The sequence below is a fragment of the Streptomyces sp. NPDC001406 genome, from assembly GCF_042895285.1.
In the GTDB taxonomy this organism is placed as follows: domain Bacteria; phylum Actinomycetota; class Actinomycetes; order Streptomycetales; family Streptomycetaceae; genus Streptomyces.
Genome location: NZ_JBIAWG010000009.1, coordinates 90,347 through 103,372 on the forward strand (window position 1 = coordinate 90,347; position 13,026 = coordinate 103,372).

Sequence of the window (13,026 nt, forward strand, 5' to 3'; positions counted from 1 at the left end):
ACACGAAAGACGGTCACCCGGATCGACACCTCGCCTCACCCCTTCGGGAGAATCTTTTCCATGACCACGGCAGCACATCCACTCGTCGCCGGTGCCCGTCGGCTCGCGGACGATCTGCTCGCCCCACGGGCCGAGCACGTCGACCGGGAGGGCGTACCCGCGAGCCACATCGAGGCGGTCAGGCGCTCCGGGCTGCTCGGGGTGAGCGCGCCGCGCAAGTACGGCGGAGCGGGCGCCCCCGACGCGGTGGCCCGGGAGATCGCGGAGATCCTGGCCGGGGCATGCTGCTCCACCTGGTTCGTGCAGACGCAGCACCACACGCCGGTGAAGCTGCTCGCGAGGTCCGAACTCCCCGTGCGGGAGCGGCTGTTGCGTCCACTGGCGACGGGCGCGCGGCTGGCCGGGATCGCCTACGCCCACGTCCGCGCCTTTCCCCGGGTTCCCGTGCGCGCCACGGCCGAGCGGGGCGGCTGGCGCTTCGACGGCACCGTGCCGTGGTACACGGGCTGGGGTCTGAACGATGTGATGCTCCTCGCCGGCGTCTCCGCACAGAACGATCTGGTGTTCGCGTTCGCCGACGCGCGCGAGCAGCCGGGGCTGCGCCCCTCGCCACCGATGCGGCTCGCGGCGCTGACCGCCGCGCGGACGGTGTCGCTCGAGCTGGACGGCCTGTGGCTGCCCGAGGAGTCCGTGGTGCTGCGCACCCCCAGGGAGAAGTTCGCCCTGATCGACATCCCGCGCAGCACCAACGCCTCCCCCGCCGTCTTCGGCGTGGCGTATGCCGCGCTGCGCGTGCTGGAGAGCGCCGCCGACGGCGCCGAGACGGCCGGGGCGCTGCGGGCCCGCCTCGACGAGGTGCGGCGACAGGCGTACGCGCTGGCCGACCACCCCGTGCCGCACGAGCACCTCGAGGAACGCCTGGCGCTCAAGACCCGGGCGTACGACCTCATGCGCACGGCCACCACCGCGGCGGTCGTGGCCGGCGGCGGACGCACCATGGACCTGTCCAGCCCCGCCCAACGGCTGGCCCGCGAGGGCATGTTCCTGCTGGTGCAGGGGCAGACGGCAAAGGTGCGCAGGGCTCATCTCGGCGCGCTGGCCTCCCAGGACGCATGAGCCGGACGGGATGGTGTCCGTCCCGTGGGGCCGGGTGGGACGGAGCGCTGCCGCACTAGGCGGCCTCCTCCTCGCAGGTCGGCACCACCACGAGGAACGCGTCCGACTTCAGGTCCATGACGACGGTCGCGGGCTCGCCCTCGGCGCGGCACGCGGCCGCGTACTCCTCCGCCGGCCACGATCCACGCGGAGCCCCGGCGGGAAACTGCTTCAACACCTTCGCGCCCATAGCGGCGGTTCACCTCCGGCCTCGAGCAGTGACGGACACCTGTGCCGTCCCTTCCCTCCACCTGCCCCGAATCGCTGCGGACATGTCATAACGCCGGTCAGGTCGCCGCCGGGGCGCCCTCCAGGCCGATGTCCGCATCCGCAGGGACCGTCCGGCCGGAAGTGATCGCAGGGGGACGTCGACGCGAAGGGCCGAGGACCCATGAACCATGACGACACCGCAGCGCGACCTCGCTGCCTGGTGACGGGTGCCACCGGGTACATCGGGGGCCGGCTCGTGCCCGAGCTGCTGTCGGCCGGGTACCGCGTGCGCTGTCTGGCCCGCTCCCCCGGCAAGCTGCGCGACCAGTTGTGGGCGGGCGACGCGGAGGTGGTACGGGGAGACGTCACCGACGCCGCGTCGGTCGCCGGGGCGATGCGGGACGTCGACGTCGCCTACTACCTGGTGCACGCCCTCGGCACGGGCAGGCGCTTCGAGGAGACGGACCGCCGCGCGGCACGGATCTTCGGGGAGCGGGCTCGGGCCGCCGGGGTGCGCCGCATCGTCTACCTCGGCGGGCTCACCCCGGTCGGAGTGCCCGAGCGTGAGCTCTCGCCGCATTTGCGGTCGCGCGCGGAAGTGGGCCGCATCCTGCTGGACTCGGGCGTGCCCAGCACCGTGCTGCGCGCGGCGGTGATCATCGGGTCGGGCTCCGCCTCCTTCGAGATGCTGCGGTACCTCACCGAGCGGCTGCCCGTGATGGTCACCCCGAGCTGGGTGCACACCCGTATCCAGCCCATCGCCGTGAGAGACGTCCTGCGCCTCCTCGTCGGCAGCGCCGCCATGCCCGACGACGTGGGCCGGGCCTTCGACATCGGGGGGCCGGACGTCCTGACGTACCGCGACATGATGCTCCGGTACGCCAACGTGGCCGGGCTGCCCCGCCGGGTGATCGTGCCCGTGCCGGTCCTCACACCCCGGCTGTCCAGCCACTGGGTCGGCCTGGTCACACCCGTCCCCGCCGCCATCGCCAGGCCGCTGACCGAGTCACTGCGGCACGAGGTCGTCTGCCGCGAGCGCGACATCGTCCGCTACGTGCCCGACCCCGAAGGGCATCCGATCGGCTTCGACGACGCGGTACGGCTGGCCCTGCGGCGCATCCGCGAGGCCGGGGTCACCACCCGCTGGTCGTCCGCCGCGGTGCCAGGCGCGCCCAGCGATCCCCTGCCCACCGACCCGGCCTGGGCGGGCGGCAGCCTCTACAGCGACCGGCGCGAGGCGAGCGTGGACGCGCCGGCCGACGACCTTTGGCGAGTGATCGAGGGCGTCGGCGGCAACAACGGCTGGTACTCCTTCCCGCTCGCCTGGGCCCTGCGCGGGTGGCTCGACCGGCTGGCCGGCGGGGTGGGGCTGCGCCGCGGCCGCCGGGACGCGCAGCGGCTGCGGGTCGGCGACTCGCTGGACTTCTGGCGGGTCGAGGAGATCGAGCCGGGGCATCTGCTGCGGCTGCGGGCCGAGATGCGGCTGCCGGGCCTGGCCTGGCTGGAGATGTACGCCGAGCGGGACGGCAACGGCCGCAGCCGCTACCGCCAACGTGCCCTGTTCCATCCGCACGGGCTGCTCGGGCACGCCTACTGGTGGAGCGTGTCGCCCTTCCACACCGTGGTGTTCGGCGGGATGGCCCGCAACATCGCCCGGGCCGCGGCCAGGGCTCCTCTCACCCCCGCCGGTGAACGCGGACCCGTCCGTTGACGCCCGCATCCGCCGGGCCCGCCCGGCCGGAAAAAACTCACCGTCCGCATCCGTCCCACCGGAGCCGCACCATGAACGTCTCGGTCGTCCTGTTCACCTCCGACCTTCGTCTCCACGACCAGCCGCCGCTGCGGGCCGCCGTGGAAGGCCCCCGCCACGTCGTTCCCCTCTTCGTCCGCGACAGGGGGGTGGAGGACGCCGGGTTCGCGGCGCCCAACCGGCTGGCGTTTCTCGCCGACTGCCTGCGCGACCTGGACGCGGGCCTGCGCGAGCGCGGGGGGCGGCTCGTCGTCCGGTCCGGTGACGTCGTGGACCAGGTGTGCAAGGTGGCCGCGGAGGCGGACGCCGACGAGGTGCACTTGGCGGCCGACGTCAGCGCCTACGCACAGCGCCGGGAGGAACGGCTGCGGCGCGCCCTGGAGGCCGAGGGGCGCCGGCTGCACGTCCACGACACGGTGACCACCGCGGTCGCGCCCGGCGCGGTGACCCCGGCCTCCTCCGACCACTTCGCGGTGTTCACGCCGTACTTCCGGCACTGGTCGCAGCAGCGGCTGCGCGAGCCCCTCGGCGCGCCCCGGGCGCTGCGGGTCCCCGACGGCGTCGGATCGGAGGAACTTCCCGTACGCGGCGGGCGGTCGCAGGTGTCCGAGGGGCTGGCCTCCGGCGGCGAGACGGCCGGCAGGAAGCGGCTCACCGCCTGGCTGCGCGGGGGCCTCGCCGCCTACGAGGACCGCCACGACAACCTGGCCGGCGACGCGACCTCCCGGCTCTCGCCGCATCTGCACTTCGGCACGCTCTCCCCGGTCGAACTCGTCCACCGGGCGCGCAGGGCGGACGGTCCGGGCGCCGCGGCCTTCGTACGGCAGCTCGCCTGGCGCGACTTCCACCGACAGGTCCTGGCCGCACGGCCGGACGCGGCCACCGCCGACTACCGTACGAAGCACGACCGCTGGCGCTCGGAGCGCACGGCACGGGACGACGTCGACGCCTGGCGCGAGGGCCGTACCGGCTACCCGGTCGTCGACGCGGCCATGCGCCAGCTCCGGCACGAGGGCTGGATGCACAACCGCGGCCGTCTGCTCGCCGCGAGCTTCCTGGTCAAGACGCTCTATGTCGACTGGCGGGTGGGCGCCCGGCACTTCATGGACCTCCTGGTGGACGGGGACGTCGCCAACAACCAGCTCAACTGGCAGTGGATGGCCGGCACCGGCACGGACACCCGCCCCAACCGCGTCCTCAACCCCGTCACCCAGGGCAGGCGGCATGACCCCGACGGCGCGTACGTCAGGCGCTGGGTGCCCGAACTGGCCGGCATCGAGGGCCCCGCGGTGCACGAGCCGTGGAAACTCCGGGGCCTGGACCCGGCCGCGCTCACCTACCCGGCCCCGATCGTCGCCCTGTCCGACGGACTGGCCCGCTTCAGACGGGCCCGCGAACGCGATTGAGAGCCCGCTCCGGTCACCAGGACGTCGGCGGTGGCCCCGGTCGCGGCCGCGGGTGACCGACCGGTACGGCGTCAGCGCGGTCCGTCCGCCGGCACGTGATGAGTTCCGGCCAAGGTGTCGAGCGCGTCGCGCAGATCCGTCGGGCGCAGCGTGCCGCGGGCGGACCGGCCGGCCCAGCCCGGGCCGCCCAGCACCACCATCGGCTGCCGGCGCGCGCCCTTGACACCCCACTGCGTGGCGGCGACGTGCTGGGCCAGCGGCAGACTCGCCGTGGAGCGTGCCTGTGCCCACAGCACCACGGCGACCGGACCCAGGCGCCGCACCGCCGCCGTGAGCGCCTCGGCCGGCACGGCGGCGCCGAACATCCGCGTGGGCAGCCTGAGTTCACTGAGCCCGGCGTTGAGTGCCTCCAGCGGCAAGGTGTGCTGTTCGCCGGGTACACAGGCCAGGATCACCGGCCCGGCGGCCGTGGCGTCACCGGCCCGCACCGGCCGCCGGGTGCCGCGGCGCAGCACGGTGGATACGTGCCACGACAGAAGGTGCTCCACCTCGACGTAGCGGTCCCCGGACGAGGCCCACTTGCGTCCGACGGCGTGCAGGGTCGGCACCATCACCTCCTGCCAGGCGACGGTGAGACCGTGTTCGGCCACGGCGGAGGACAGCTGCTCCTCGACCGCGGCGGCGTCGAGGCGCACGGCGGCGCGGGCCAGGCCGCGGCACTCCTGGCGCACATCGCCGAGGGGCAGTGTGCCGGCCGCCCGCGAACGCCCGGCCGTGTCTTCGGCCGCCGGGGCCGGGCGGGAAGTGGGCGCCGCCTCGTCCTTCGCGGCGCGGGCCGCCTCGGCCGGCGGTACTCCCACCGACGTCAGCCGGCACATCGTCTCCAGCATCGCCACGTCCCCGGGCGTCCAGCGCCGGTGCCGGCCGTCGGATCGCCGGGCGGGGCCAAGGCCGTACCGGCGGTCCCAGGACCTGAGGGTGGTCGGTGAGACACCGAGCCTGCGGGCCACGGCGCCAGTGGTCAGCCCGGCCCCCTCGGGGCCGGAGGCCTGGCCTCCGGTGGCCTCGTCCGGCGTGTTCTCCGCCGTGTACTCACCCATGGAGCGACTATACGACGCAGAATCGACGCAAGTTGAGTGATTTGTCCAAGGACTCACACGATGGCGGCACCGTCGCACGTGAGGAGCCGGTCATGACCCCGTATCCGGCCGCCACCGCGGATCCGCCCCGGAACCCGGCCGCCGGGACACCTCTGTGGGCCCCGGTCGAGGAGTCCTTCGCCGACGAGGAGCTCGCCCGGGGGCTGGCCGCCGGGGCGGACGCCTGCCTGGCCGCGGCGTACCGCCGCTGGTCCGCGCTGGTGTACACGCTGGCCCGGCGCTCGCTGGGCGACCGCGGCGAGGCGGAGGACGTCACCCAGCAGGTGTTCCTCGGCGTGTGGCGCGGGCGGCACGGCTACCGGCCGGAGCGCGGCCCGCTCGCTGCCTGGATCGTCGGCATCACCCGGCGCAAGATCGCCGACGCGCTGGCCGCCCGGAGCCGCCGCGGCGAGCTGGTCACCGCCGCCGGGACGGCCCTGGCCCCGGACCGCACCACGGCCGGACAGCCCGAGGCCGTCCTCGACCGCGTACTGGTCCGGGACGAACTGGCCAGGCTCCCTGTGCCCCAGCGGCGGGTTCTGCACCTGGCGTTCTACGAGGACCTGACCCAGACCCAGATCGCCGCGCGCACGGGTTGGCCTCTGGGCACGGTCAAGAGCCATGCCCGGCGCGGGCTGCACCAGCTGCGGCGCCGTATCGAGCTGCGGACGCCGACCGAAGAGGACCCTCGACCGAACGAGTGAGTTTCGGCCGGGCAGGTATTCGATGCGGAAACGGTGCGTTTGCGACCACGCATCCACGGCGGGGTTCACGGAGGAAGAAGGACGACGAGGTGCGAACCGCTGGAGGTGGAGCATGCCCGACCCGCGCGACCGCGGCCATGTTCCGCCCGACGACCTGACGTCGATCGCCCTCGACGAGGGGCGTGCGGCGCGGAATGAAGCAGTCACCGTGGCCCCGGCCCACCTGGCGCGGCGCCCTCGGTGCGACGGCACGCTGGCCGAGCTGCGGCGGGCCGTCGCCGCCGCCGGGACCACCTCGCCCGCCGGCCGTCTGTTTCCGGCCACCGGCGCGGGTGTGCCAGGCGATCCTCGACGCGGGGCGGGACGAGCGGACGGCTCCCGACCGGGCGTCCGGCGCCCCAGAGGCCGCCGCCGGAACCGTCACACCCCTACATATAAAGGCGGAATAAGCGCAGAATGTACCTACGCGGCGCTCACCGCACCGCACCAGACGCGGTCAGGCCTGCAAGTCAAAGGAGACGAGTCATGGCCAACGTCTCGCACAGAGGTGACATAACCAGCCACCCCGATGTCCACGAAATGCGGGCACGCTACGCCCGTATGCTCGGTGGCCGGGATGTGGCGCTGGTCGACGGACCGGTGTTCCTGCTCGGTCTGTACTGCGCGGCATCCCCGTGGATCCTCCACTACTCGGCGAGTCAGCCCGCACTCGCCACCCACAACCTGATCGTGGGCATCGCGATAGGCCTGCTGGCCCTCGGATTCACCTCGGCCCCGGAGCGCATGTACGGCCTGAGCTGGGCCATGTGCGCCCTGGGCATTTGGATGATCATCGCGCCCTGGATCGTCGGCAGCAGCCCGGACACCGGCGTCGTGCTCAGCAACATCATCATCGGCGCCCTGGCCATCATCCTCGGGCTGATGTGCGCCGGTACGGCAGCGAAGAGCGCACCCATGCCGTAGCGCACCCGAGCCACGAAGAGAACACAGAGGAAAGGAACAAAGAGATCGAGGCCGGTCCGCGCATGCGGACCGGCCTCCGGCTGGCGAGGGCCGGCCGTCAGGTACCGGCGGGCTCCGTGTCCTGCGCCTGCGGGGCGGCGTACTCCTCGGAGACCTCCTTCTCCCCGAACGGCCACACCTTCTCCAGCCGCGCCCAGATCAGGAACGCCACGCAGCCGAGGGCGACCCAGGCCAGGGACCACTCGATGGGGTGGCGCCCCGGGGAGTTCTTGTCGGCGTAGCCGTAGATCACGCACCAGCCGACGAAGGCGACGACGCTGGGCAGGGGGTAGAGCCACATGCGGTAGGGGCGTGGCATCGTCGGACGGCGCCTGCGCAGCACCGTCAGGGCGACGATCTGGGCCAGTGCCTGGACGAGGACCATCACCGTGGTGAGGAGCTGGATCAGGGTGGCCAGATCCGTGTGCCGGCCGATCAGGAAGCCGATCGCGGTGATCACGCCCATCGTCGCCAGGCCGAGCATCGGGAAGCGGTGCTTGGGGTGCAGCTTCGCGTACGGGCGGAAGAAGACGCGGTCGCGGGCGGCGTCGTAGGGCACCCGCGAGCCGCCGAGCAGGCCGGTGAAGACCGAGGCGAACGCCGTGATCAGGATCAGGACGGTCACCGTGTCGGCGGCCCCCTTGCCCCAGGTCTTCTCCAGTACGGCCGAGGCCACCGAGGTGGAGGCGATGTCGGCGGGGTCGGTCATCCGGTGCCAGTCGATGACACCGAGCGTGCCGATCTGCAGGAGCAGATAGATCGCCATGATGCCGAGGATCGAGAAGAGGATGGAGCGCGGCAGGGTACGGCCCGGGTCCTTGATCTCGGCGCCCATGTAGGCGGTCGTGTTGTAGCCGAGGTAGTCGTAGATGCCGATGGTCAGGCCCGCGGCGAAGCCGAGCCAGAAATGGTTCGAGGTGAGGTCGAGGGCGTGCGCCGGGTAGGTGAAGGCCAGGTGGGGGCTGAAGTCGGTGGCCGCGGCGACGATCACCAGGAGCACCGAGGCGATCATCACGGTCCACATCACGGCGGTGATGCGGGCGATGTGCTCGATGCCGCGCCAGAGCAGGAGCACGACCAGGGCGATGATGCCGAGACCGATCAGATCGCCCGAGGTCCTGCCGAGGTCGGGGGCGAGATAGCCGAGGTACTGGACGAAGCCGACCACGCCCGTGGACATGATCAGCGGGATGAAGAGCATCGCCGTCCAGACGAACAGGAAAGGCACCAGGCGGCCCGTGCGGTACTGGAAGGCCTGGCGGAGATAGACGTAACTGCCGCCGGAGCCGGGCATCGCCGCGCCCAGCTCGGCCCAGACCAGCCCGTCGCAGAGCGCCAGCACCGCACCCGCCACAAAACCGATCACCGCCTGGGGGCCGCCGAACGCGGCGACCATCAGCGGGATCGTCACGAAGGGACCGATCCCGCACATCTGGCTCATGTTGATGGCGGTGGCCTGGAACAGGCCTACGCGACGGACGAATCCACCCGTGGGTGGCGGACTACCGGACATGGGGACTCCTGACGCGGCGGACGGAGAGGCTCGCCCGGCGGGGCTGGAGCCGATCCGGCGGGGCTGATGGCCGATAAAGTTAAGGAGCCTTACTAGATGCGTCAAGTATGCGTGAGGAATGCGTGAGAATGGTGCGATGCCCGCCAGCGACGTCATAGAGCAGCACGAACAGCCCTGGAGCCGCCGGCGGCTGCGCAGCACCAACGAGCGGCTGCTCCTCGACCGGCTGCGCGCCCTCGGTTCCGCCACGCGCGCCCAGCTGGCGCGCGAGACCGGGCTGTCCAAGCCGACCGTGTCCAGCGCCCTCGCCTCGCTGGAGTCCGCCGGACTCGTCCACGAGGTCGGCACCCACGCCCCCGAGCGCGGCCGGATCGCGGTCCTGTACGCCCCCGACCCGGCCGCCGGTCACGCGCTCGGCGTGGACATCGGCCGCAGCTGGCTGCGGATCGCGGTCGCCGACCTGGACGGCACGGTGGTGGCCCGGTCCGACGTGCGCAACCGCGCCCGCGGCTCGGGCGCCCTGGCCGACCTGGTCGTCTCCACCGCCCGCCAGGTCGTGGCCAACTCCGGCGTGGACCCGGCCGAGGTGGTGCACGGCGTGGTGGGCACGCCCGGTGTGTACGACGAGAAGACGCGGCGGGTGCGGTACGCGATGCATCTGCCGGGGTGGGGCCGCGCCGGACTGCTCGACCGGCTGCGCGAGGAACTGGGCGTACCGCTGGAGGTGCACAACGACGCCAACCTGGCGGCGCTGGGCGAGTACACGTACGGGGTCGGCGCGGGCAGCCGGCTGTTCGCGTACATCCTGATCGGCACCGGCCTCGGCATGGGGGTCGTCAGCGAGGGCCGGCTGTTCACCGGGGCGCACGGGCTGGCCGGGGAGATCGGGTTCCTGCCCTGGCCGGGGCAGCAGAAGCCGGAGCGGCTGGAGGACGCGGTGTCGGGGGTGGCCGTCGTCGAGGCGGCGCGCCGGTTCGGGATGAGCGGGCAGCTGACCGCCAAGGCCGTGTTCGACGCGGCCCGGCACGGAAACACCGCCGCGGTCAGGGCGGTTCACCTGGAGGGCGAGCGGATAGCGCACACGGTGGCCGCCGCGGCGGCCGTGCTCGATCCGGATCTGGTGGTGCTCGGGGGCGGGGTGGGCCACAGCGTGGACCTGCTGCTGCGGCCGGTCCGGGACCATCTGCGCACACTCACCCCGCTGCGCCCGAAGATCGCGCCGAGCCGACTGGGTGAGGACGCGGTGCTCCTCGGCGCGGTGGCGACGGCTCTGGGGACGGCACGGGAGATGGTGTTCGAGCGCAGGTCGGCCGGGTGACGACCAATTCCCGCAGGGGCCACGGTGATTGACACCGCCCCCTCGGAGCCCTAGCTTGAGGCGGGTTAGTAAAGTTTCCTAACTTTACGAGGCTGGAGACCGCCGTGTTCCCTCGCCCCGCCCCCCGACACCGCATCGCCTCAGCCGCCGTGGCCCTGGGCCTGATCGGCTCGCTGTCCACCAGTGCCTGGGCCGGATCCCGGCATCCGGCCCCGGCGCACGGGCACACCCCGGTCACCCATGTGCCCTCCGCCGCGGGCACCGACACCCCGCTCTCCGGCTACACGATCCAGTCGACGGCCAAGGTGAGCGACTCCGCGTCGGACGTCTCCTCCCCCGGCTACCCGGCTGCAGGCTGGTATCGGGCGGGCCCCCGCTCCACCGTCCTCGCGGCACTGCTCGCCGACGGCGTCTACGCGGACCCGTTCTACTCCACCAACCAGCAGAAGATCCCCAAGGCCGACTTCCAGGTCCCGTGGTGGTACCGCAGCGACTTCCGGGTCGCCGACACCGCCGAGCGCACCTACCTCGACTTCAGCGGGGTGATCTCGGCGGCCGACGTCTATGTCAACGGCCACCGGGTCGCCGGGGCCGCGGACGTCGCCGGCGCCTACACCCGCCACGAGCTGGACGTCACCTCGCTGGTCCGCCCCGGCACGAACACGGTGGCCTTCCGGATCCAGCCGAACGTGCCCAACAAGAAGCTCACCATGGGCTGGATCGACTGGCTCCAGCCGCCGCCGGACGAGAACATGGGCATCGTCCGGGACGTCCTGGTCCGCCGGGGCGGCCCGGTGGCGCTGCGGGACGCGCATGTGACGACCCGGCTGGACGTGCCCTCGCTCGCCACGGCCGACCTGACGGTCAAGGCCCAGGCCCGCAACGACTCCGACGCGGCCGTCACGGCCGAGGTCTCCGGGAGCGTCGGCGGGACGTCGTTCACGAGGACCGTGCCGCTCGCCGCCCACGAGACGAAGACGGTCACCTTCACCCCGGCCGACTTCCCCGGCCTGCACCTCACCGAGCCGAGGGTGTGGTGGCCGGCGGCCATGGGCGGACAGCCCTTGTACGACCTCGACCTCACCGCCACCGTCTCCGGCACCCGGTCCGACACCGCGCACGAGACCTTCGGCATCCGCGACGTCCAGGCACCGCTGAACTCCGACGGCGCCCGCCAGTACCGGATCAACGGCCGGAGGCTGCTGATCAAGGGCGGCGGCTGGTCACCGGACGAGTTCCTGCGCTGGGACCGGACCTATGTCGAGGACCGGCTGAAGTACGCCCTCGACCTGGGCCTGAACACCATCCGCCTGGAAGGCCACATCGAGCCCGACGAGTTCTTCGACCTCGCCGACCGCTACGGCGTCCTCACGCTGCCCGGCTGGGAGTGCTGCGACAAGTGGGAGGGCCAGGTCAACGGGAGCGGCGAGTCCGGCGACCCGTGGACGGCCGCCGACTACCCCGTCGCCAAGGCCTCGATGGCCGCCGAGGCGGCCCGGCTGCGCGACCACCCCAGTGTCGTCTCCTTCCTGATCGGCAGTGACTTCGCGCCCGACAGGACGATCGAGAAGAACTATCTGGACGCCCTGAAGGCGGCCGACTGGCCGACCCCGGTGGTCTCCGCCGCGTCCGCCAAGTCCTCGCCCCAGCTGGGCAGTTCGGGCATGAAGATGACCGGCCCCTACGACTGGATCCCGCCGAACTACTGGTACGCCAAGCGCGAGGGCGGCGCCACCGGCTTCAACTCCGAGACCAGCGCGGGACCCGACATCCCCACCCTCGACACCCTGCGCCGGATGATGACGCCCGCCGAGCTGGACACGCTCTGGAAGAACCCGGGCATGAAGCAGTACCACCGCTCCCCGTCGCCGGTCTTCGGCACGCTGAAGATCTACGACGCCGCGCTCGCCGGCCGCTACGGCTCGCCCAAGGGCCTCACCGACTACGTCCGCAAGGCGCAGCTCGCGCAGTACGAGAACGTGCGCGCCCAGTACGAGGCGTACGGGCGCAATGCGACGGACTCCTCGAAGCCGTCCACCGGGGTGATCTACTGGATGTTCAACAGCGGCTGGACGTCCCTGCACTGGCAGCTGCTGGACCGTTACCTCGACCAGGGCGGCGCCTACTTCGGGGCGAAGAAGGCCAACGAGCCGCTGCACATCCAGTACTCCTACGACAACCGTTCCGTCGTCGTGGTCAACAACCGGCACGCCTCGGCCACCGGACTCACCGCGCGGGCCACGCTGTTCAACCCCGACGGCACGCAGAAGTACGACAAGACAGCCACCGGGATGACGGTGAAGGGCGACGGCGCGCACGCCGACGCGCTCACGCTGCCCGCGTCGGTGAGCGGACTGTCGACGACGTATCTGGTGCGGCTCACCCTGACCGACTCCTCCGGCAAGGAGGTGAGCCGGAACGTGTACTGGCTCTCCAGCAAGGCGGACACACTCGACTGGGCCGACACCGACTGGTACTACACGCCGACGACGAGCTACGCCGACCTCAAGGGGCTGGCTTCGATGGCCCAGGTGCCGGTGTCGGCGACGGCCTCGACCGAGTCGGCGGACGGCACCTCGACCACCACGGTGACCGTGCGCAACACGGGGAAGGGCAGGACCCCGTCGCTGCTGACGGACATCCATCTGGTCGACGCGAAGGGGAAGCCGGTGCTGCCGGTGCGGTGGTCGGACAACCAGGTCAGCCTGTGGCCGGGTGAGTCGACGACGCTGACCGCCACCTACCGGACCGCGGATCTGCACGGATCCGAGCCACGGGTGCGGGTCTCCGGCTGGAACACGGCGGAGCGGACGGTTCCGGCGGGCTGAC

10 protein-coding genes are annotated in these 13,026 nt (G+C 72.2%); 7 read left to right on the forward strand and 3 right to left on the reverse strand.

Annotated features, from left to right (window positions below; all coding sequences use genetic code 11):
* Window positions 1-60 precede the first annotated feature (60 nt).
* A complete protein-coding gene (locus ACFY1J_RS22595) occupies window positions 61-1,116 on the forward strand; it encodes an acyl-CoA dehydrogenase family protein (RefSeq protein WP_390710740.1) in 1,056 nt (351 codons plus the stop codon).
* A 55-nt stretch (window positions 1,117-1,171) separates the two neighbouring features.
* On the opposite strand, the gene ACFY1J_RS22600 is transcribed toward ACFY1J_RS22595, so the two are convergent.
* On the reverse strand, window positions 1,172-1,345 hold the full coding sequence (locus ACFY1J_RS22600; protein ID WP_390710739.1) for a hypothetical protein: 174 nt from the start codon (window positions 1,343-1,345) through the stop codon (window positions 1,172-1,174).
* A gap of 201 nt (window positions 1,346-1,546) precedes the next feature.
* Here ACFY1J_RS22600 and ACFY1J_RS22605 point away from each other — a divergent pair, with 201 nt between their 5' ends.
* On the forward strand, window positions 1,547-3,076 hold the full coding sequence (locus ACFY1J_RS22605) for an SDR family oxidoreductase (RefSeq protein ID WP_390731755.1): 1,530 nt from the start codon (window positions 1,547-1,549) through the stop codon (window positions 3,074-3,076).
* A 71-nt stretch (window positions 3,077-3,147) separates the two neighbouring features.
* Window positions 3,148-4,521, forward strand: coding sequence for a cryptochrome/photolyase family protein (locus tag ACFY1J_RS22610; RefSeq protein ID WP_390731756.1), 1,374 nt, complete (start codon window positions 3,148-3,150; stop codon window positions 4,519-4,521).
* Between the two features lie 71 nt (window positions 4,522-4,592).
* Here ACFY1J_RS22610 and ACFY1J_RS22615 read toward each other — a convergent pair whose 3' ends face one another.
* On the reverse strand, window positions 4,593-5,621 hold the full coding sequence (locus ACFY1J_RS22615) for a MerR family transcriptional regulator (protein WP_390731757.1): 1,029 nt from the start codon (window positions 5,619-5,621) through the stop codon (window positions 4,593-4,595).
* Between the two features lie 92 nt (window positions 5,622-5,713).
* Here ACFY1J_RS22615 and ACFY1J_RS22620 point away from each other — a divergent pair, with 92 nt between their 5' ends.
* The gene (locus tag ACFY1J_RS22620; protein ID WP_390710735.1) at window positions 5,714-6,364 is read left to right on the forward strand and encodes a sigma-70 family RNA polymerase sigma factor; all 651 of its coding nucleotides are present in this window, start codon (window positions 5,714-5,716) and stop codon (window positions 6,362-6,364) included.
* Window positions 6,365-6,889: 525 nt separating this feature from the next.
* Window positions 6,890-7,327 (forward strand): SPW repeat protein, encoded by a 438-nt coding sequence (locus ACFY1J_RS22625; protein WP_390710734.1) that lies wholly within the window; start codon window positions 6,890-6,892, stop codon window positions 7,325-7,327.
* Window positions 7,328-7,424: 97 nt separating this feature from the next.
* Here ACFY1J_RS22625 and ACFY1J_RS22630 read toward each other — a convergent pair whose 3' ends face one another.
* Window positions 7,425-8,879: an APC family permease gene (locus ACFY1J_RS22630; RefSeq protein ID WP_390710733.1), complete on the reverse strand. Its 1,455-nt coding sequence runs from the start codon at window positions 8,877-8,879 to the stop codon at window positions 7,425-7,427.
* A gap of 136 nt (window positions 8,880-9,015) precedes the next feature.
* Between ACFY1J_RS22630 and ACFY1J_RS22635 the strand changes: the two genes are divergently transcribed.
* Together ACFY1J_RS22635 and ACFY1J_RS22640 are read left to right on the forward strand one after the other, a co-directional pair.
* Window positions 9,016-10,197 (forward strand): ROK family protein, encoded by a 1,182-nt coding sequence (locus tag ACFY1J_RS22635; protein WP_390710732.1) that lies wholly within the window; start codon window positions 9,016-9,018, stop codon window positions 10,195-10,197.
* A 104-nt stretch (window positions 10,198-10,301) separates the two neighbouring features.
* Window positions 10,302-13,025 carry an exo-beta-D-glucosaminidase gene (locus tag ACFY1J_RS22640; RefSeq protein ID WP_390731758.1) on the forward strand — a complete coding sequence of 908 codons (2,724 nt, stop codon included), beginning with the start codon at window positions 10,302-10,304 and terminating at the stop codon, window positions 13,023-13,025.
* Window position 13,026: the final 1 nt, after the last annotated feature.